Source organism: Paenibacillus sp. G2S3 (genome assembly GCF_030123105.1).
Classification (GTDB): Bacteria; Bacillota; Bacilli; order Paenibacillales; family Paenibacillaceae; genus Paenibacillus_AQ.
The window spans coordinates 3,381,652-3,401,422 of the sequence record NZ_CP126095.1 but is presented as its reverse complement, the minus strand read 5'-3'; the positions used below and the strand labels follow the sequence as shown (position 1 = coordinate 3,401,422).

General features: G+C 45.0%; 20 protein-coding genes. 3 read left to right on the top strand and 17 right to left on the bottom strand.

Annotated features, from left to right (window positions below):
- Positions 1 to 7 precede the first annotated feature (7 nt).
- The 10 genes from QNH28_RS14870 to QNH28_RS14825 form a co-directional block, all read right to left on the bottom strand.
- Entirely contained in the window at positions 8 to 487 is a 480-nt protein-coding gene (locus tag QNH28_RS14870) for a DinB family protein (RefSeq protein WP_283907378.1), read from the bottom strand.
- Complete coding sequence (solA, locus tag QNH28_RS14865) at positions 487 to 1,662, bottom strand: N-methyl-L-tryptophan oxidase (RefSeq protein WP_349655065.1); 1,176 nt, start codon at positions 1,660 to 1,662, stop codon at positions 487 to 489. Before solA ends, QNH28_RS14870 begins: the two co-directional genes overlap by 1 nt.
- Positions 1,659 to 2,840, bottom strand: coding sequence for an amidohydrolase (locus tag QNH28_RS14860; protein ID WP_283907376.1), 1,182 nt, complete (start codon positions 2,838 to 2,840; stop codon positions 1,659 to 1,661). The genes solA and QNH28_RS14860 overlap by 4 nt, the downstream gene beginning before the upstream one ends.
- Positions 2,841 to 2,893: 53 nt before the next feature.
- Positions 2,894 to 3,910, bottom strand: a complete 1,017-nt coding sequence (locus tag QNH28_RS14855) for an LLM class flavin-dependent oxidoreductase (RefSeq protein ID WP_283907375.1) — start codon at positions 3,908 to 3,910, stop codon at positions 2,894 to 2,896.
- 11 nt (positions 3,911 to 3,921) lie between these two features.
- A complete protein-coding gene (locus QNH28_RS14850) occupies positions 3,922 to 4,674 on the bottom strand; it encodes an amino acid ABC transporter ATP-binding protein (RefSeq protein ID WP_283907374.1) in 753 nt (250 codons plus the stop codon).
- Positions 4,671 to 5,381, bottom strand: coding sequence for an amino acid ABC transporter permease (locus tag QNH28_RS14845; RefSeq protein WP_283907373.1), 711 nt, complete (start codon positions 5,379 to 5,381; stop codon positions 4,671 to 4,673). The genes QNH28_RS14850 and QNH28_RS14845 overlap by 4 nt, the downstream gene beginning before the upstream one ends.
- Positions 5,378 to 6,163 carry an amino acid ABC transporter permease gene (locus QNH28_RS14840; RefSeq protein WP_283907372.1) on the bottom strand — a complete coding sequence of 262 codons (786 nt, stop codon included), beginning with the start codon at positions 6,161 to 6,163 and terminating at the stop codon, positions 5,378 to 5,380. The genes QNH28_RS14845 and QNH28_RS14840 overlap by 4 nt, the downstream gene beginning before the upstream one ends.
- 33 nt (positions 6,164 to 6,196) lie before the next feature.
- Positions 6,197 to 7,054, bottom strand: a complete 858-nt coding sequence (locus QNH28_RS14835) for a transporter substrate-binding domain-containing protein (RefSeq protein WP_283907371.1) — start codon at positions 7,052 to 7,054, stop codon at positions 6,197 to 6,199.
- Between the two features lie 4 nt (positions 7,055 to 7,058).
- Entirely contained in the window at positions 7,059 to 7,574 is a 516-nt protein-coding gene (locus tag QNH28_RS14830; protein ID WP_283907370.1) for a GNAT family N-acetyltransferase, read from the bottom strand.
- Between the two features lie 118 nt (positions 7,575 to 7,692).
- Positions 7,693 to 8,586, bottom strand: coding sequence for a LysR family transcriptional regulator (locus QNH28_RS14825; protein ID WP_283907369.1), 894 nt, complete (start codon positions 8,584 to 8,586; stop codon positions 7,693 to 7,695).
- Positions 8,587 to 8,876: 290 nt separating this feature from the next.
- Between QNH28_RS14825 and QNH28_RS14820 the strand changes: the two genes are divergently transcribed.
- Positions 8,877 to 9,413 carry a GNAT family N-acetyltransferase gene (locus QNH28_RS14820; protein WP_283907368.1) on the top strand — a complete coding sequence of 179 codons (537 nt, stop codon included), beginning with the start codon at positions 8,877 to 8,879 and terminating at the stop codon, positions 9,411 to 9,413.
- 130 nt (positions 9,414 to 9,543) lie between these two features.
- On the opposite strand, the gene QNH28_RS14815 is transcribed toward QNH28_RS14820, so the two are convergent.
- The 4 genes from QNH28_RS14815 to QNH28_RS14800 all read right to left on the bottom strand — a co-directional run bounded on the left by QNH28_RS14815 (position 9,544) and on the right by QNH28_RS14800 (position 14,572).
- Positions 9,544 to 11,481: a YhfM domain-containing protein gene (locus tag QNH28_RS14815; RefSeq protein WP_283907367.1), complete on the bottom strand. Its 1,938-nt coding sequence runs from the start codon at positions 11,479 to 11,481 to the stop codon at positions 9,544 to 9,546.
- Positions 11,482 to 11,740: 259 nt separating this feature from the next.
- Complete coding sequence (locus tag QNH28_RS14810) at positions 11,741 to 12,634, bottom strand: sugar phosphate isomerase/epimerase family protein (RefSeq protein ID WP_283907366.1); 894 nt, start codon at positions 12,632 to 12,634, stop codon at positions 11,741 to 11,743.
- Between the two features lie 25 nt (positions 12,635 to 12,659).
- Positions 12,660 to 13,517 carry a sugar phosphate isomerase/epimerase family protein gene (locus QNH28_RS14805; protein WP_283907365.1) on the bottom strand — a complete coding sequence of 286 codons (858 nt, stop codon included), beginning with the start codon at positions 13,515 to 13,517 and terminating at the stop codon, positions 12,660 to 12,662.
- On the bottom strand, positions 13,514 to 14,572 hold the full coding sequence (locus tag QNH28_RS14800) for a Gfo/Idh/MocA family protein (protein WP_283907364.1): 1,059 nt from the start codon (positions 14,570 to 14,572) through the stop codon (positions 13,514 to 13,516). The genes QNH28_RS14805 and QNH28_RS14800 overlap by 4 nt, the downstream gene beginning before the upstream one ends.
- 123 nt (positions 14,573 to 14,695) lie before the next feature.
- On the opposite strand from QNH28_RS14800, the gene QNH28_RS14795 reads away from it, so the two are divergent.
- Positions 14,696 to 15,565, top strand: a complete 870-nt coding sequence (locus tag QNH28_RS14795; RefSeq protein WP_283907363.1) for a helix-turn-helix domain-containing protein — start codon at positions 14,696 to 14,698, stop codon at positions 15,563 to 15,565.
- Positions 15,566 to 15,654: 89 nt separating this feature from the next.
- Entirely contained in the window at positions 15,655 to 16,224 is a 570-nt protein-coding gene (locus tag QNH28_RS14790) for a hypothetical protein (protein ID WP_283907362.1), read from the top strand.
- A 29-nt stretch (positions 16,225 to 16,253) separates the two neighbouring features.
- On the opposite strand, the gene QNH28_RS14785 is transcribed toward QNH28_RS14790, so the two are convergent.
- The 3 genes from QNH28_RS14785 to QNH28_RS14775 form a co-directional block, all read right to left on the bottom strand.
- Positions 16,254 to 17,153, bottom strand: a complete 900-nt coding sequence (locus QNH28_RS14785; protein ID WP_283907361.1) for a glycerophosphodiester phosphodiesterase — start codon at positions 17,151 to 17,153, stop codon at positions 16,254 to 16,256.
- 281 nt (positions 17,154 to 17,434) lie between these two features.
- On the bottom strand, positions 17,435 to 18,424 hold the full coding sequence (locus QNH28_RS14780; protein ID WP_283907360.1) for an ABC transporter substrate-binding protein: 990 nt from the start codon (positions 18,422 to 18,424) through the stop codon (positions 17,435 to 17,437).
- A 130-nt stretch (positions 18,425 to 18,554) separates the two neighbouring features.
- A complete protein-coding gene (locus tag QNH28_RS14775) occupies positions 18,555 to 19,529 on the bottom strand; it encodes a helix-turn-helix transcriptional regulator (RefSeq protein WP_283907359.1) in 975 nt (324 codons plus the stop codon).
- Between the last annotated feature and the right edge of the window lie 242 nt (positions 19,530 to 19,771).

The window sequence follows — 19,771 nt, the reverse complement described above, 5'->3', positions numbered from 1 at the left end:
GAAGCAATCATTGCACAAACGATGCATTAGCTGCGCCCTGTTTGATTCGCTCGATCTGGCCAAGATGTCTCTCCACATGTGCAGTGAAGCCGCGCACGATATCTGAAATTTTCACGGTCTCCCCCTTGAAATTAATTCCGCTTTTCTCCCAATCCTCTTCGCTAAGTCGTTCAAACAAAAGGCTGTTATAGTAAAGCAGGCTGCGGAACAGCTCCAGATTGTCGGAAGCATTGCCGCTGTTGGCGTACTGACCGCTGACCCAAGCATCCTGATTGAAGACTGGAAGCTGCGATGTCGTAGCTGCGAGAATATCACGAATGCGGAATGAAACTACGATGCTGTGATCAGCCAGATGAGTCAGTACCTCAGTCACACTCCAACTGGCGGGTTCCGCCTTCCATTTTAGTTGTTCCTCTGTTAACCCGGCGGTCTTCTGCACCAGTTGATGGTACGTACTGAGATAATCACTGATTTGAACTCTGCTCATTAAATCCCCTCCAATATAAGACTTGTTAGCGAATGATCCGGTGGTGCAAAACGAGATAACGAAAAAGGCTCGATGTTATGATTGGTAACTCCGCTGATCGCTAAGTCGGCCAGTATTTCACCCACAACACTAGAAAATTTAAAACCATGCCCCGAAAACCCTCCAGCTATCAACACATTAGAGTGGAGCGGATGGCGGTCTATAATGAAATCTTCATCAGGCGAATGCTCATATTTGCATGCAGAACCTTTTAGCAATCGGCCAGCTGCACCGGGCATGTAAGACTCCAGTACCTTACGGAGGTCACCCTCATCGCTGGCTTCACTGCCGAACGGAGCAAGCTGTGTACCCGGCTTCCATTCCAGCCCCGTATCGTGACGGCCGATCTTCAGACCAGCTCCATTAATGCTGGGAAAGCCATAATAGCCACCTTCCTCTGCTCCCAGCGTGAAACCGGGGAAGCTACCGGCAGCAAAAGCAGGAGAACTCTCAAACCAGCCGACAACTTTACGGATCGCCTTGATCGGCAAATGTACAAAAGGCGCCAACGCGTCAAACCAGGCTCCGGCACTAAGGATAGCTGCCGCTCCGTGATAATCGCCATTTATCGTATGAACCGTAACGCTGCCTTCGCGTGCGGTGATGTTCACTAATGGAGTGTTCGTCAACACTTCCGCACCATGTCCAAGCGCAAGCTGGCGGTAGGCGGAAATACATCGCTCGCTGTACAAATACCCGGCATCTGGTTCATACATCGCCGCGAATGCTTCCGGAATGTTCAATGCTGGCCAGCGCCGCCGGATCTCTTCGGCATCCAGATGCTCTACCCGCACCTTCCGTTTCTTCGCTACCTCGAGACGGTCGCTGAAGGAATACACTGCGCTATCCGCAAGATTCAGCACACCTGAGCGGATAAGCAATTCGCTTCCACTCAACAGCTCCACTTCTTTCCATAGCGTATCTGCCCGCAGAGCCAAATCAATGTAGGTGGGATCACCGCTGTAAGCATGCCGGATCAGCCGGGATTCCCCGTGATGGCTCCCCTGTGTATGTGGTGGATCAAAGGCATCAATCAGCAACGTCTTCACTCCGCGCCTCGCAAGGTCATAACCAGCGCTTATGCCCATCGAACCTGCGCCTACAATAATTACATCGTAACTTTTATGTTCAGCTATAATTCTGCACCTCCACCGGAATTGTAGTACTCAAGGGAACGTACAGCCACATCCGCTAGGAAACGTGCCGCCACAGGGAGCGCCCGTTCATCTAGATTGAAGGCTGGATGATGCCATTCTTGGCTTCCTTCAGTACCTACAAAGACGAACAGTCCCGGTACCACGCGCTGATAGAAGGCAAAATCCTCTCCGGCCAGAGAAAGCTCTGGCTTGACCGCTCGGTACCCAAGAGCTTCGGCCGACTCTACCCCTAACACCGCTAAGGCAGAATCATTGATAACCGGAGGCGGTCCTTCTATCCAGCGAACAGTGGCTTCTGCTCCAAGAGCAGCCGCTACACCGGTCGCCACTTCCTGAAAGCGGTCCAGCACTTTGCTTCGCACCGTTTCATCAAAGGTGCGGATCGTCCCCTCAAGCACGGCTTTTTCGGGGATAATGTTCCATGAATTCCCGCTGTGAATCTGCGTCACACTGACCACCGCACTTTGCAGTGGACTGACATTGCGACTTACAATGGATTGGAATGCGGTCACGATATGCGAAGCAGCTACAATCGGGTCTATCCCAGCTTCTGGAACGGCAGCATGAGAACTGCCACCCTGCACTTCAATCACAAAGCCGTCAGCCGCTGCCATTAAAGGACCCGCCGTAATACCGATCGTTCCGACCGGCAAATCCGGCTTGTTATGCAGCCCGATCACTGCCCGGACTTCTTCTAGCGCCCCGCTAGCAATGATCCGCTGTGCCCCCTGCGCCTTCTCCTCAGCCGGTTGGAACAACAGGCGCACCGTTCCCTGTAATTGCTGCTCTCGCTGCTTCAATTGATAGGCTGCTCCGATTAAGGCAGCCGTATGGAAATCATGTCCGCAGGCATGCATTTTACCGGGAAATAACGAAGCATAGGCTACTCCGGTTTCCTCCTGAATCGGCAAGGCGTCGATATCTGCGCGCAGCGCGATGACCGGACCCGGCTGCTTGCCCCCAATCTCTGCAATCACTCCGGTAGACAGACCGTAATCTACGACCCTGACTCCTGCCCGCTCCAGCAGGGAAATAATATATTCTGTTGTACCATGCTCCTCATTGGACAGTTCCGGGTGCCGGTGCAGATGACGGCGTATCCCGATTAATTCTTCTCCAAGCGCTTCCGCGCTTAGCTCTGTAGCGTTACTTGCCATATGCAGTCAACCTCCTTTACACGATTTCCTGTGTGAAACTGATCTCACCTGCCTTATGCCTCTGCCGGCACTTCAGCAATTACTTCGCTCAGCAGTTCAAAAGAGCGGAGCCGTTTATCAAATGGCTGCACATTCGTTGTTATGATGAATTCATCAACACCGGAAGCCTCTGAAAGTGCCAACAGCTGTTCACGCACAGATGCTTTCGTTCCTTTGGTAATCTCTGGTTCCAGCTCTTCAATTGTGTAGGCTTCATTGCTCTGGCGGGCAAATTCCTCCGCCTGTTCCAGGGTCCCAACGGTTAGCTTCTTCCCGCTTGCTAGTTGTATCCGAATCAACTTATGCGCGCCCGCCAGTTCTTTCGCTTCCTCCTCGGTCTCAGCCACCACTAGCGCTAAAGCGATAATCGCTTGCGGTTGTCTGCCCTGTGTAGAAACAAAACTGCTGCGGTAAGCACGAATGGCATCTAGCGCTACTGCCTTATCGCTGTTAATAAACAGGGAGAACACATAAGGTAACCCAAGTTCAGCGGCAATCTCTGCACTGCCTACACTCGCGCCAAGCACATACAGCTCGGGCGGAAGTCCAGGGAGGGGACCTGCCTTCAGCCCTGCCAGCGGATGGTTTTCTTCGAGCCGGTTATGTACATACTTCTCCAGCTCTATGATTTTGTCCGTTAAGCTAGGGGATTCTTCTCTTCCCTGCTGAAGCGCTTGTGTACTGCGTGGAAGACCGCCGGGAGCGCGTCCCACACCGAGATCCACTCGGCCAGGAGCCAGCGTAGCCAGCACATTGAAATTCTCCGCCACCTTATACGGGCTGTAATGCTGGAGCATGATTCCACCGGAGCCAATGCGGATACGCTCCGTTTTGGCCAGCAGATGTGAGATGAGTACTTCCGGGGAAGAACCGGCTACCTGCTCAGAGTCATGATGCTCCGAAACCCAAAATCGATGAAATCCAAGCTCCTCAGACAGTTGTGCCAGCTTAATCGTATGCTGGAATGCTTCCTCTGGCGTTTCTCCCGGATAGATCGGACTTTGATCGAGTACGCTGATTGTAATAGCCATAATGTTGCCTCCTATATCGAATAGTTAAATTCAGGTGTGATCCGCTTCAGGAACTGCTTCGTTCTTTCTTCACGCGGATGGTTAAACAGCTCTGTCGGAGTTCCTTCTTCAACAATGACGCCTCCGTCCATAAAAACCACATGATTCGCCACATCGCGAGCAAAGCCCATTTCATGGGTCACCACAATCATTGTGATGCCTTCCTTGGCAATTTTGCGGATAACAGCCAGCACTTCACCCACTAGCTCTGGGTCCAGCGCCGATGTTGGTTCGTCGAATAAGATAACCTCTGGCTCGAGAGCCAAGGCACGGGCAATCCCTACCCGCTGCTGTTGACCTCCAGACAGCTGACTCGGATAGGCGTCCAGCTTGCTGGCAAGACCAACCTTTTCAAGTAGCGCAATGCTCCGCTTTCTCGCTTCATCCTTCGGAAGCTTTTTGACAATTAGCAGCCCTTCCATCACGTTCTCCAGCGCGGTTTTATGACGGAACAAATTGTACTGCTGAAATACCATTGCCGTTTTTTGTCTGAGCTGATGAATCTCCTTTATGCGGGCATGTTTGCAGTTCACTTTGAAATCGCCGATGGCGATCTCTCCGCTGCTTGGCCTCTCCAGATAATTCACACAGCGTAAGAGTGTTGTTTTGCCTGAGCCACTGGGACCGAGAATGACGACAACCTCACCCTTCGTCACTGTTAAATCTATATTGTTCAATACCTGATTCCGTCCGAATGACTTCGAAATTTGCGCAAGCTTGATCATGCTACTCCACCTCGATTGTACAGATTAATCCTTTTTTCAATTACTGAGGTTACGCGTTCGATCAGAAACGTAAGTGCCCAGAAGATCAACGCCGCCGCTAGATAAGCCTCAAAAAACTTCCAGTTCGTTGAAGCCACAATCTGCGCCTTGGCATTGATATCCACCACCGAAACGGTAAAAGCAAGGGTAGATCCGTGCAGCATACCGATTACCGAATTCGAAAGATTAGGTAGACTTGCCGCCAACGCCTGAGGAAAAACAATCCGCTTCAGTGCTTGGGGTGTAGTCATTCCGATAGAATGGGCCGCTTCTAGCTGACCACGATCCACAGCGAGCAAGCCGGAACGGACAACTTCGGACATATAAGCTCCCGCAGTAATCGAGAACGAAATATAGGCAAAACCGATCATTGGAATCGACACCGATCTGAAGCTCCAGCCGAAATGTGCCGCCAGACCATCAATCAGCACGGGAAGTCCAAAATAAATAAGCAGCAGATGCGTCAGCATCGGTGTCCCCCGGATAAACGTTACATAACCGACGGCCAGCGGATACAGCAGTGGAACTCTGTAGAGCCGGATCAAGGCAACAGCCACTCCAATCACAAAACCAATCAATACAGAGACAACGGTAATATATAATGTCGTTGGAATTGCACTCAGAATTTGCACCAGAGCAGTCCATATAAACGATGGGTCCAGCTTCATAATCCGGTGCCTCCTTTGCCCGGTCCTAATTCTGCAATAATGCGGCGGTAGGACCAGTTTTTGTTGATCTTAAACGATTTTTTCTCCGGCGTATTCCTCTTTTCATGCCGCAGCAGGTGGTGTTCAGCTACTAGCAGCAGCTTCTCAATCGTAAAGCTGATGACCAGATAGATCAGCGCGAGCGCAATATATGTTTCAATAAAATGCTGGGTTAAACTGCCAAGCGTCTGCGCTTTTCCTGACATTTCCATCACCCCGAGGGTAAAAGCTAATGACGTATCTTTCAGGAGTGCAATTACTAGATTGGAGAATACCGGAACTGCGATTCCAAGCGCTTGCGGCAGCACGATTCGTGTAAAAGCTTGGAACCCCGTCATCCCCGTAGCATAAGCCGCCTCCACCTGCCCCTTATCCACCGCCATCACAGAAGCCCTGATCATTTCAGACATATATGCCCCTGTATGCAGACCGTAGGTAAGAATCACAAAGACAAGTACAGGAGTTCGGGTCATATCCACATGGACCAGCTTCATGATTTCAGGCAGACCGTAATAAAACAGGAAGAGCTGGATAAGAATCGGCGTTCCTCGAAAAAAGGAGATATAGATTTCTGAGAAAATCTTCAATACCGGTATTTTATAAAGTCTTGGCAGAGCTACGAGAAAGCCGACAATAATCCCTGTCAGGAGAGAACCGGCGACAATCAGAAGCGTGGTGCTTAAAGTCCCAAGTAACTTAGGCAAAAACGAAAATACAAAGCTGATATCAAACTGTGCGCCCATAAATTCCCTCCCTTCCCGTACTCATTGGTTCAATCATTTAACTGAATCTGCTGTAACGTCCGCACCCAGCCATTCCGTGCTCAGCTTACCCAGTGTTCCGTCCGTCTTCAGCTCTTTAATCGCACCGTCAATTGCATCTGACAGCTTCTGTGAATCGGCATCATCCTTACGGAAAACATAGAGAATGTCCGCGGAGGACAGCTCGTCGCCTGTAGCCTTTAGCTGACTCTGCGGATCAATGATCGGCAGGACAAAATCTGCAGCTAGTGTAGCGTCCACACGTCCAGAACTAATCTGTGCCACGGTGTCATTCGCTGCACCGTTCTGATACACGATATTAATTGCATTGTCATTCTCTTTATTGTAGTTCTCTAGAATTTGCGCTTGTGCACTTGTCGCACCGACTAGCACCTTTTTCCCTTTAAGATCATCCAGTGATTGGATCGAATCATTATCCTTCGCCACTACGATGCGGTTTCTCCAGTGGGCATAGGCTTCTTTATTAAAAGAATATTTCAGCTCCCGCTCCGGATTCTTCTCCATGACATGGGCGACCAGATCGATTTTTTTAGTTTCCAGACTCAGTAGCAAATTGCTGAAATCCATGGTTTGAAACTCAAATTCATATTCCGGCAGCTGCTTATCAATTTCTTTGAGCAGTTCCACATCGAAGCCTGTAAGCTTGCCGTTCTCATCTATGAAGCAGACCTTCGGAAAAGCAGTACCCGTGCCTACGATAATCTTAGTTACCTTTGTCGAAGCATTGGCGGGTGTTGCGGCCTCAGCAGCATTACCATTCTTACTGCTGCTCGCGCTGTTGCTGTTATTTCCGCAACCGGCAATCGCCAGTGTCAATAACGATGCAATTACTAGTGAAATGGACTTTTTCATTTTTCTATCCCCTTTGGATGAATTGTGGTTTGTTTGTTAGTGTTTTTTTCATCAGATACATAATGCCATCACCATTCTGCTGATCCAGCTCCAGAAACCGTTCATACCCCCGGCGTTCATACATTTGAACTAACCATGGGTGCTTCTTCGCCGTTGCCAGCGTGACCGCAGCCGAACCCAATTGTCCAGCAATAATGTGCTCTTCCACCCAATCTAGAAGCTTTCCACCATAACCTCTGTTACTGTAAACCGGATGTGCAGCGAACCATTTAATAAAAGGCAATGGACTAATCTTCTTAATATCTTCTTCTTTTGAGAGGGTTATCGTCGCAACGATCGTTCCATCAACTTCAAGCACATAACACTCATTCGTAGCAATATTGTCTTCAATAAGTGCCAAGTCAGCTGTAGCCGCTGGCCAATGCAGCCCGAGCTCACGAATCAGCTCATACGCACGATATGTAACCTCAAGCAAAATCTCCGCATCTTTCAGTTCTGCCAGTCTGTATGTCTCACTCATCGCAAGCCCTCCATCCTTCCGAAATTAAATTTATAATTCCTATCGAAATAGTCGTCATTATATGCAATTAACTTTATCACTGCATGTGTCCATGCGCTAATAGAGTTTTTTAATACATCTATACAATTAGTCGATCTCCCGTTTTACCAATCCCGAGTTCAAGTAGAGTTTCTATGAATTCAGCGTTCTCCCCATTTAGTGAAATCAGGCTGGTACGTAAGGAGATGCCTTCCGTCTCCGCAATATCCACCCGTACTAACATCCCAGCTGCTACTTCCTCTTGCACACTAAGTGCCGGAAGGAAACAGATACCTGCTTTTTTCAACACAAGCTTTTTGGCCGTTTCCAGGTTATCCACCTGATATTCAATCTTCGGCGGCTGTTCCATGCTCTCAAATACACGATGCAGTCGCATCCAATCCAAAGACCCGCATTCAAAAAAGACTAACGTCTCCTGGCGAATATCTTCCAGCGATGTGCGTTGTGCCTTAGCTAAGCGATGCCCCTTCTCTACATACAGCGAAATGGGGTCTTCGCAGAAAGGAAAGGCTTGAATGGCTGGATTTACGACCTTACGGATAAAAGCCAGATCTAGCTCTTTCGATTTCAGCTTATCAATCAATACTTCCGTAGAAGCTGTCGTCAGCTTGATCGTGATATGCGGATACCTGCGCTTCAAATGAAGCATCAGATGCGGCATTAAATAATTGGACACCGAGACGGTACTGCCGATTCTCAATTCATTCGGAATATGCCCCTTCGCCTGAACCTGATATTTACCGTTCTGATAGATCTGGAGAATCTGCTGGGCATAAGGAAGAAACTGCTTACCTTTCTCCGTTAGGCTAATCTGCTTACCCAACCGATCAAACACTCTGCAATCCAGTTCCCTTTCTAGCGATTGAATCCGGGCTGTAACTGTCGGCTGTGAGATATATAGGACTTCGGCCGCTTTATTGAAGCTTCCATAATGGTTGATGTAGACAAAGGCCTCAATATTTTCAATGTTCATCCCTAATCCCCCTAAACTAATTTTAATTTTACTATTCCGATGAAAAAACAATGAAATACGGCGTTACTTTCCTATAGATTTTGTTTATATCTTATTCACGCCCCCTTTTTTTGTCAACTTAAATTCCATGTAAAATAATCGGATTTCTATAAACGCTCACTAATTTTCATATAGAGCTTTTCTATTCAATTATCAAAATTATAAAATACCCCTTATATCAATCGGAATTATCATTTATAATAACTTCAATCGTATGACTATACATTTGACTGAAAGGGGATCGCGAGAATATGTCACAAAAGATTATTATTCGTGAAGCCGAGAACAATGACCGTGATGCCATCGCAGAAGTAATGTTGGACGCATACCATCAATATTCCGAGGTCATGCCTGAGCCGTTGTGGCTTGAGTACCGGAAATCACTTCTTGAATCCGTCCATGGTGATGCCCCGATCGTGCGGATCATCGCTGAAATTGACAAGAAAATCATTGGTAGCGCACTCTTGTTCAGCTCCTCGGAAACGGCATACGGTAAACCAGAGCTAGGCATTCACTCCCCTATCCTACGTCTACTTGCCGTATCTCCGTCCGCTCGGGGTCTCGGCGTTGCAACCCAGCTAATTCATGAAGCTGCAAGAAGATCTCGCGATTTGGGTGCCACCACTTTAAATCTGCACACCTCAGAAATGATGGCTTCAGCCATTAAACTGTACCAGCGCTTGGGCTTCAAACGCGCATATGAGACCGATCTTATGAACGGCGAAACTCTGGTACAAGGCTTCCGACTTGATCTACTTTCCTCGCTCAGTACTATTGCAGGACAATAAAAACTCCGAGAACAGGCTAACTCATTGCGTGGCGAAGATTAAACATTTGTCTTGAAAATATAAAAAAGAAGCCTCGGGAAGCTTGCCCAATGATCTTATGTGATCATTACGGCGAACTCCCGAGGCTCATTTATTTCTCTTTTTTATAGGTAATTTCTTTAAAGCTTACAGTGATATTCCCCTCATTATCGGCATCGCCCATTCGTTGATCTGACGTAACGGTTGCACTGGAAGGGATGGACGAAAAGCTAGCCCCCTTCTGCTTCTTTATTACATCATAAAGATAATAAGAAACATTCTTAACCTTCAGTCCTATAGAATCCTTGTACAAAAGTTCTACAGTATACGATTTCATCACGGCTATATTAGCATCCATCCATCCCACAACTTCAACTGCCGCATCTTCACGGTCACTTTCAGTCTTAATGGACCCGATGTAAAGACCATCCTGATTATAAAAATTAATTTTTTGTGGAGCGATTTTCAAATAATCGATATCGATGTCAAGGATTCGGTTTTGGTTGATCTTTGCTGTATCCATCCAAGCAATCGTGCCTGCTGGGTTCCACTTTATTTTCTCAGAAGGTACATATCGCTCTTGTGGTAGCGGTACAGTATGAAGTGAAACTCCTTTTTTATCGTAAAAGGTTAATTGACCGCTCTCATCATCATGTACAAATCTCTTAAAGGTTGGTGAAAGAAACAGGGATGGCGCACCAGTCGTCGAGTGAGGGATTACCGGATATTTTAGAAGATGGACATCGTCCTTTCCATCCTTCAGATCAAAGAACCATACATTGCCGAGGTAACTTTGCATAAATAATTTTTGTTCATCAGCATTCCACTGAAATTTATAGATGTAGTCAGAATTATCAGAAAGCGGCCAAAAGTCTTCCCGAAGTCGTTCGATTTTTCCTGTAACAACATTAAATGAGGACAAATGATATTGCCCGGCTTCTTTCGTCAGATCCGATTCCAGAAATAATAGATGATCCTCGTCTAGCGGGATTAGCATATTATAGTTGTTCATAAATGCATTGTTCCAACGGTTATCGGTATCGATCAGTTCATCGCTCCATTTCACCATCACCTCATCCGTAGCAGGATCATGGGCTAGTAAAGCGTTAACTGCATTATGGTCGCCATAGAAAAAATGAATGGTGTGATATAAGATTCCTTGTAATTCAACCACTGCCCCACCGTTTAATAGATAGTTATTTTCGGTTATACCAATTGGTTTAGCCACCAGTTCTCCATTTGAGCTCCGTACTGCATTAAACTCCAGACCCTTAAAGTTTGCTTCCAAGAATATAAGCTTTTTTAACTCGACAGTTGATTCCTTAGTAAGTGTGTAGCCTGTGCTTGTTACGTTCACATTCATTAACATGCCTTGCTCGCTTGTTTCGTTAATCCATAGATGAAAGGCATATTTATTATTATTTGAAATTAGAACAATATCATAGTTAGGCGTTGCGGTATTTAAATTCCCTGGTATTTCTACAGCGGTACGGATGGCTCGGACGAAAGTTTCTATGCTTTCATGATCTATGTATTCAGCCTTTATGTTAGCATTTACTGAACCATGTGCTAGAGATTTCGCTACTGTGATTCGCTTGATTTCCTCGTCAATTTTTAGATTATCGGCTTCTACTTGTTGCTCATTGGGTTGAAATAAGTCAAGTAAAACTGCTTTTTTTGTTTCCGGCAGCTTGTAATGTCCATTTTGTCCTGATTTGGTGAAAAGACCATTACTCTCGCCCATAATCCAGAATGAGAACTTTTCGTTTTCTTTATTCTTTAATTCAACAGTAGCTTCATAATCAGATGCTGTAATATCAAGCTTTGCGCTGTCATACTCAGCAGTATGTATAGCTTCATTGAATTGTTCTATTAAATTGCTGTCCGTTATGGTTATCGATTCACCGCTAGCATTCTGGACTTTAATGGAATTAACAGAACTCAGTTCGATTAGTGGTTGATTCGCTTTATCCTTATTCCCTGTATTGATACATCCAACAATGATTACTGAAATGACTACTAAAAGGGCTAGTAGATTTATCTTTTTCATATAGGCTCCCCCTTCGTATTCTCTCTTCTTTAACGCCAAATAGAGGATAAAGTTGCAAAAAATGAGATTTAGTACCTATAAAAAAGAATTAATTAGATCAAACCTAGCCTGTAGCAATTGGATCAGATTATTGTCCTGAACTAAGTTAAAGTGTTTGTAGCAATAAAAAAAGCCACCGTACAGGCCTGTTCTCCTGTACGGCAGCTTCTCTTTTATCCCAAAGGTTGGATGAACTATTTAATCATTATCACTACCATGTTCAGACCCGAAAAGCCTTTAAGAAATTCACAGCCTGGCGGATATCTTCCTCTGGATTAGTACCAACTTCCCGTTCTATGGTCAGGAATCCTGTATAACCGATGTCGTTCAACGCTTGCAGATAGTTGTTCCAATCAACAGAACCCGCTCCGAGCGGAACTTCACGAAATGCTGAGCCTGTCTCGGCCATTTCAGCGATCTTCTCATGGTCTAATGCTGGTGCTTCATAACCATATTGACCGTACACATCGCGCGGATCGATATCGGCAAGTTTGAGACCATCTTTAGCATGGGTGTGTACAATATAGTCTTTTAGTGTATGAACACCTTGCACGGGATCATCACCAGTCACCATCACCATATTGGCCGGATCGAAATTAACAGAAACCCCTTTGGAACCCAAACCGTCGAGGAACGTCTTCAGACGCGCAGCGGGTTCTGGACCAGTCTCAATCGCAAAGTAAGAATTCATCTCATGCGCGTATCTGCTAAGTTCCTCACAGGCGATGTGCATAGTTTCATAAATTTTACTGGCCGGGTCAGAGGGAACAATACCGATATGTGTAGTTACTATATCTGTACCTAGCTCCTTGGCCAGCTCCATAATGCGTTTGGACTTTTCGATTTTGGCACGGTTCTGTGCAGGGTCCTGAAAGCCATGTCCTCCTAAATCTCCAACGAGGGCAGAGATTTCGAGACCCAGTGAAGCGATGTATTCCTTCCATTCACGGCGGGCAGACGGAGAAAGGTTTGCGGGATCAAATTCACCTTGCACCGCATAAATCTGAACTCCATCAGCCCCTGCTTCTTTTGCCTTGCGCAATCCCTCTTTCACTCCGACCTGAAAACTGTCTACGATAACGCCGATTTTGTTAGTAATAATTGGTTTAACCATGGCAATAATCCTCCTTTATAATGAATTAAATTTGGTTCCAAACCCGCTTGATGTATTGGAGCCCGAGTCTTGTCCCCTTACGGCACTCTTCCATTCCCTCAAATTCTACAGAGATATATCCGTCGTAACCGCTTTCCTTAACGATTCGAATTACACTCGGCATGTCGATGTCTCCTTGACCAACGATGGCACCCCTCAACCAGTTCCCACCAGTGGACTGGAACCAACCTTCGCCAGGCTGGCGATCCTGCGGACGAATATAGAAATCTTTAAAATGTACCATCGAAGCAAGCTTAATATTGTTAGTCACAGCAATAAGTGGATTCTCATCTGCGCACAGGAAGTTCCCAATGTCGAGTGTTGTACGGAAGTTATCTCTTCCTACAGCGTGAACCAACGCCTGTACACGATCGCTGTGCTGAATAAAGTATCCATGATTCTCCACGCTGGTCGTAATGCCCAGACCTGCGGCATAATCGGCAATTTCTCGGCAGGCTTCAGCCAAACGTGGAAGCTCTTCCAAAAAATGCGTGATTGATAGATCATTTGACGAGGCTACATCATGCCGCATACGCTGAATACCTAATGCCGCACAGACGTCTACTTCCCGCTTTACCCGCTCGACTTCCCGCTGTCTTTCCGCTGTCTCCAGCCCAGAAAAGTTTGCCCCGATGGCATAATTGGACAACTCTAGTCCACGACCCGCTGCCGTTCGTACAATCTGATCAATTAGCTCAGGATTCTCAACCAAATTGATGCCCAAGGGTACAATCTCCGCATGCTCCGCGCCCAGATCGGCGATCGTCTCAATGACTCCTTCAAGCGTGAGCTCACCCGTTGAAAAAGCTGAATGCAAACTGTAGGTACTGATTCCTAGCTTCATAGTTTCACCTCTTCGCCTTTGGCAGCGGATTCATAGATCGCGCCGAGAATCTTCATGATTGTAACGCCGTCCTGCACAGGACTAATCGGTGTAGAGCCGTTGCTGATGTTGTTCGCAAAATGATTAATCTCATTCTGGAATGCACTGTTAAACTCAAACCCCTTATGATCGGTCTGCGGATAGGTATTGACGATCGTATCCGACTGTTCTTTAACGATGACTATCTCAGGATCAATTTCAAAACCACCCTTGTCACCGTACAGGCGCACCGAGCGCTCGTCTTCCTTGGCATGCAGTGTAAAGCTAACATCGACCATCAGCGAAGCTCCATTCTCAAAGCGAATTAGTGCATTTGCTAAATCTTCCACCGTATTGTTCGCTGCGTCGTAATCAGCGGCTTTATAGAAAGAAAGATTCTTGATATTAGAACGATTGCCGAGCTTCCGGTAGGTATTGGCACTTACTGATACTGGATTCGGACGGCCCATCAAATACCAGCATAGATCGATCACATGTACGCCGATATCAATCAGTGGTCCGCCGCCGGAACGTTCAATATCACTGAACCAGCCCCCGGGATTGCCAAGTCTCCGGAACGTCGTTGCCTTCGCATAGTAGATTTCGCCGAATTCTCCTTGCTCCACCAATGTCTGAAGTAGCTGAGCATTGGAGTCATAACGTCTTACAAAGCCTACTTGCAAAATCTTACCGCTCTTTTCAACTGCCTGCTGAACCTGAAGCGCTTCTTCAACCGTGCGGCAAAGCGGCTTTTCCACAAGTACATGCTTGCCTGCCTCAAGTGCCGCGATGCTGATCTCAGCATGAGAGTTGTTCCATGTGCAGATGCTGACTGCAGCTATTTCGGGATTAGCCAGCAATTCACGATAATCCGTGTATACTTTTTCGACGTTGTACTCAGTAGCAACAGCGCGTACACGCTCTTCATTCAGGTCACATACCGCATATATGGTGGTCTGCGGATTATTCCGATAAGCACTTAAGTGCATGCCGGAGATAGAGCCCGTACCTATTACGCCAATTTTGATCATATCCATCAATTCTCTCTCCTTTATTTTGCATAGGTTATGATTCGTATTATAATGATTTCAACCCTAAACACCATGCAGAGCCTTGCGGTTTCATTTGTACAATTGTGCTATAGGAGGTGCAGTCTATAAATGTTGGACTATGATAAACATCTACAGGAACCCATGGACATGCCAAATCCCGAGTTTCCGATTAAAGTACATACCCAGCGCTTCAACCAAGAGGGAGTTATGTTGTTCCCACATCATTGGCATGAGCATCTTGAGTTTCTGTTTATTGAAAGCGGTGAGGCTGTTTTTGAATGCGGACGAACACCGATCAACGTAAGGGCTGGTGATTTAGTTGCAGTAAACAGCAACGAGCTGCATTATGGGGTGAGCGCTTCTTCTGATTTATTGTATTATGCGATTATTGTAGATACTTCTTTACTGCATAGTGCAGTAAGCGACGCTGCCGAGACCAAGTTCATCGCCCCGATTCAGCAGAACCAGCTGCTGTTGCGTAATCATATCCGAGGTGATCAGCACATTACAGACTGTGCACTGGCGATTATTAGGGAACTGGAACTTCGCGAATTTGGATATGAGCTGGCCGTCAAGTCCGAGCTATACCGCCTGCTAACGCTGCTACTCCGCAGACATATCGTCACCGTACTCTCACAGGCTGATCAAGAAAGACGTATTCAGACCGTTGAACGCTTCGCGCCTGTTTTACGTTATATCGATACCCATTACCAGGAACCGATTCAAGTTGACGAACTTGCGGCACTAACAGGACTAAGCCGTTTCCATTTCAGTCGTCTCTTCAAGGAATTAACTGGGCATACGATATCGGAATATATAAATGCTGTCCGTTTAGACCGTGCAGATTATTTGCTAAGGCATACCCAGCTAACGATATCTGAAATCGCTACCACTACTGGCTTCAGCGATATCTACTATTTCAGCCGGACTTTCAAAAAACATAGAAAAGTAACCCCTAGCAGTGTGAGAGGGTTTTAGTTAGGGGTTATTTTATTAATTGCATAAAAGAAACTATCTTCCATCTTATGGGTATAATTAACATAACATATATATAGGAGGAGATTTCATTGAGAAAAATAATTAAACTGACTATATTAGTACTTTGCATAATGATTCTACCGGGAACAATGATTTATGCCGCATCGAATCAATCAGAAGTTTCATTATATTTCAATAATCTAGCACAAAAACAAGCAGCAATATTGTCCGAGGGGGATATTCTTTTGCCTGCTGAACAGCTCTCTAAAAGTTTATTTGCTTTAATCGCTTTGGACGAGACAAGTAAATCGGTTCGAATCTACAAGCCCAATGTGAACATGGTATTGCTTGATAACAATGGAGAGATTTTCGGTAAGGTAAAAAGCCCTGCCCGTTTTGCCTTTTCTACCTTATTACAAGTGGATCATTTAAAAACAGAAATCTCAGACATAAAACTTACGATCACCGATCCTGCGGATAAAACAGAAACTATAGATAATCAACAAATCAAGAAAAGTGAAGAAAACTTTTGGTTCAAAACCAACGAGTTTACTTATTCCTTTAATACAAAGGGTACCTATACTATTCAAGTGTATTTTAAAGATGTAGCTTCAAAAACTTGGTATCCTGTCTCTGAAATCGATGTATTTGGCATATAAATTTCCGATAGTCTTGTTTCCCTATTTCCTCACTTTTTATTATTCTTAATCACTTCATTAAAACGGTCAGGAAAATTGGTATGTACCCCGTCTACACCCCAAACCACGGCTTTGTCCATATTGACTTGATAATTTACTGTGTACGGAAATACCTTTAGACCAGAATTTTTCACCTGTGCAACATAGGACGAATTTATTCTTTGAAAGTTAGGACTAATACCAACCGCGTAAGTTTTTACCCGATTGATAAAAGATTCTGGAACTTTATAAACCGGAATATTATACCAAACAATTTGATAAAGCGGGATCTCTGGGTTAATCGAATGAAGCTTACGTAAACTCGACTCACTAAATGAATGTATGGAAACATGATCAGACAGATTATATTTTTCAATTTGTTCGTTTAATATGGTTTCGATATTCGGATTCAAAGCGGGATCTTTAATCTCAATCATATAGTCCACGTCTTTTCCAAACCTTTCAAATACCTCTTCTAAAGTCGGAATACGTAATCCAGCATATTGATCCCTAGCAAACATGGGATACTGTTCGTTAAACCATGTGCCAGCGTCTAATTTCGACAGCTCCTCTAAGGTGAAATTCTTAACATAACCCATCCCATTTGTCGTGCGATTAATAGTCTCATCGTGAATAACAACAGGAACACGATCCTTAGTTAACTGAATGTCTAACTCGATATAATCGGTCTTCATATTAATGGCTAGTTCGAATGCAGGTATAGTATTCTCAGGAGCATATCCCGAAGCGCCACGGTGAGCAATGGTATAGACTTTGTCCGCAGGCTCTAGAATTTCCTTCACTTTCGTACGAATCCATGGAGAATAGGCATACATTGAGGTACATAATAAGATCAACAAAAATATGTGAATAAATATAAAGTACATTTTAGAATGTTGAATCCTTTGCATAAAGCTTCCCTCTTCTTTTCAATAATTTATTGTTGTTTACTTGGTGCTATTTTTAATCAACGCTATGGTAGGGGCACCTTTCAGATTAATCAACATTACACCAAAAATCAAATGGATGACAATCAGCTTTTAAGTTCTAACTTCCGGCGAACAATGCAGCATATACAAATTCTTTGAATTTCATGAAAAACCTTTATAGTTTCTGTCATTCTCAAAACAAAAAAACACTGACCCCGTTAGGATCAGCGTCTTATAGCTACTTATTTTTAAAAAGAATAGCTTTACTTGTTGATATGTTCCTTGATTTGTTCAGCGATTTGCTCCAGCAACGCCTCTTTCCCTAATGCAAAGAATGCTTCATTGTAATTTTGTCTGCTTGTCATGCGATATATATTATTCGATTTTACAGCTTTTAAGCTACTCCAGACCTTACTTTGGTCGAGAACATTCTGGTCATTATCAGATAATAAAATGATATGGTCTGGATTAAAGGTAGACAGTGCTTCTAGACTTGTTACTTTGCCTCCCCATGGGTCTGGTTCCGGTGTACCTGGCGCGATGAGTAATCCAAGATCATTAAAAATCATATCTGCAATGCCTGTGCGGGAATAAATCCGAATTTCTTTCTCAGTTGCTTCGATTACCGCAAACGTTTCTTCATTAGTTATCTTTGTGATTTGATCATGCAGCTCTTGAGCACGTTGATCATAGGCCTTCAGCCACTCATCCTTTTCTGTTTTTTTATCAAGTACCTCTGCAACAAAGGCAAATCGCTCTCTAAAAGCATTAAAGCCATAAGGAACCCTTACTGTTGGAGCAATCATATTTAGTTGATCATAGATTTTCTCTTGCGTAGGCCCTGCCAGTATTAAGTCAGGACTTGCTGCACTGATCGCTTCCAAGTTAACTTCCGTTTGAAACCATCCAACAGGCGTTACATCTGGCAGTTCTTTTTTTAGAATAGGCGTGATTTCCAGTGAATTAGCCATGTCTGTATTCCCGGTAATCACAGGTTTATATCCTAGCACCAAAAGTTCTTCGGTTGAGCCAGAGATATCGGCAATTCTAACCGGGTTTACCGGTATTTCAACATCTCCCTTGGCGTCCTTGATGGTACGTGTTTCGAAGGAATTCGTAGCGACGGATTCAGATTTCAGCGCACTTTGGGAGCTTTCTCCTTGAGCCTCCTGCCCTGAATTCCCACATCCGTACAACATCACCATCATGAATAAGGCGATTCCGACAAAAGAGATACGTTTTAAACTGAACATTTTTTCCAACCCTCTCCAATCTATTGATAATCATTCTCACTACTAGCAAGTCCGATCATACACTCTGCTGATAGGGCTGAACTACCGACAGAGGGATTGAATAACGGTTTGGCGGATATTTATTTGTTGTCTAACGTTTTTTTATTATTTCAGAAGGATTTATTCCGTACTGCTTCCGAAACGCCTCCGCAAAATGGCTAAAGTTGTTGTAACCTACCATCGTCGCGGTTTGACTAACACTACTGTCCCCGGAACGCATGATTTCCCATGCTTTTTCTAAACGTTTGTTCCGTAAATAGGCAAATACAGTCGTACCGTACTCTTCCTTAAAACCAACTTTTAATTTGTATTCGTTAATACCCGCCAGCTTGGACAGCTCAATGAGTGATGGAGGGTTTGCCATTTGCTCGAGTATGATATCTCTGGCTCTCCTAACGCTTTCACGGTCAGTGCGAGATAAATGCAAGCTACGTTTTGTATGCTTCTGTTCAAAAAGAAAAGCGCCGAAATATGCGGAAAGGAGTTCTAATGCCTTACCCTCTGCGGATAACCTACGCATCGAGATATGATATGGGCAATCTCTCAATTGTACCAATAGTCGAGAGGTTTCTGGAAGAATAGGCATACGGAACATACGAAAAGATTGTGTATCTAACAGCCCGGATAAACTGCATGTACGTGGAGATCCTTGCTCTACCATCCACGAATCGAACAGTGTTACTGGTACACCTATGGATAGTAAACGGATGGGTTCAGCACTACGGTAGTGAAATTCGGCTTGGAAATCTCGCATGAGCTGCAACGAACAACTGTCGGGCACTAACTCGTGACTGTTGTCTGTTACATGAACTTCTCCACTGCCCTGTAGACAAAAGCTCAGCTCAATCATAGCTGCTTCGGATTGAACACGGACTAAACGATCCTCAGTGAAACGGTATTCACTATCTACAATTTCGATCCCGGAAGGTGTGATAACCCTATCGACGTATCCATGGTCACTAGGTTGTGAAAAATGCATTCGCTCTGTGGTGTCCCTTATAGCCGGTGTCTCAAACAATGCATTGAAATACCCGTTATAGATGTTATGAATTGATTTTCTTGTCATTAAGTTATACCCTCAGCAGAGCTGCAGTACGCTGTAGTCCCAATGTAGTGTTTTATCATGAGGAAATCACCTTTATCCTTGTATTAAATGATAACGATTATCATTTAGATCATTATATTCGAGATATTAGCTAAACTGCAACGGACAGTTTATGAGGAGCGTTAGCGTATAGTATCAAATACAAATAACCCCTCATCCTAAAGGATAAGGGGTTGTCGTTTTCTGTTAATCCGGATTCAGCT

Bases quoted from the DNA above. Each gene is read 5' to 3' on its own strand.
- QNH28_RS14780 (WP_283907360.1), bottom strand. From the start codon at position 18,424: ATGTTCAGTTTAAAACGTATCTCTTTTGTCGGAATCGCCTTATTCATG.
- QNH28_RS14800 (WP_283907364.1), bottom strand. From the start codon at position 14,572: ATGGATATGATCAAAATTGGCGTAATAGGTACGGGCTCTATCTCCGGC.
- QNH28_RS14830 (WP_283907370.1), bottom strand. From the start codon at position 7,574: ATGAGTGAGACATACAGACTGGCAGAACTGAAAGATGCGGAGATTTTG.
- QNH28_RS14775 (WP_283907359.1), bottom strand. From the start codon at position 19,529: ATGACAAGAAAATCAATTCATAACATCTATAACGGGTATTTCAATGCA.
- QNH28_RS14820 (WP_283907368.1), top strand. From the start codon at position 8,877: ATGTCACAAAAGATTATTATTCGTGAAGCCGAGAACAATGACCGTGAT.
- QNH28_RS14850 (WP_283907374.1), bottom strand. From the start codon at position 4,674: ATGATCAAGCTTGCGCAAATTTCGAAGTCATTCGGACGGAATCAGGTA.
- QNH28_RS14825 (WP_283907369.1), bottom strand. From the start codon at position 8,586: ATGAACATTGAAAATATTGAGGCCTTTGTCTACATCAACCATTATGGA.
- QNH28_RS14855 (WP_283907375.1), bottom strand. From the start codon at position 3,910: ATGGCTATTACAATCAGCGTACTCGATCAAAGTCCGATCTATCCGGGA.
- QNH28_RS14795 (WP_283907363.1), top strand. From the start codon at position 14,696: ATGTTGGACTATGATAAACATCTACAGGAACCCATGGACATGCCAAAT.
- QNH28_RS14860 (WP_283907376.1), bottom strand. From the start codon at position 2,840: ATGGCAAGTAACGCTACAGAGCTAAGCGCGGAAGCGCTTGGAGAAGAA.
- QNH28_RS14835 (WP_283907371.1), bottom strand. From the start codon at position 7,054: ATGAAAAAGTCCATTTCACTAGTAATTGCATCGTTATTGACACTGGCG.
- QNH28_RS14805 (WP_283907365.1), bottom strand. From the start codon at position 13,517: ATGAAGCTAGGAATCAGTACCTACAGTTTGCATTCAGCTTTTTCAACG.
- QNH28_RS14815 (WP_283907367.1), bottom strand. From the start codon at position 11,481: ATGAAAAAGATAAATCTACTAGCCCTTTTAGTAGTCATTTCAGTAATC.
- QNH28_RS14785 (WP_283907361.1), bottom strand. From the start codon at position 17,153: ATGCAAAGGATTCAACATTCTAAAATGTACTTTATATTTATTCACATA.
- QNH28_RS14870 (WP_283907378.1), bottom strand. From the start codon at position 487: ATGAGCAGAGTTCAAATCAGTGATTATCTCAGTACGTACCATCAACTG.
- QNH28_RS14810 (WP_283907366.1), bottom strand. From the start codon at position 12,634: ATGGTTAAACCAATTATTACTAACAAAATCGGCGTTATCGTAGACAGT.
- QNH28_RS14840 (WP_283907372.1), bottom strand. From the start codon at position 6,163: ATGGGCGCACAGTTTGATATCAGCTTTGTATTTTCGTTTTTGCCTAAG.
- QNH28_RS14845 (WP_283907373.1), bottom strand. From the start codon at position 5,381: ATGAAGCTGGACCCATCGTTTATATGGACTGCTCTGGTGCAAATTCTG.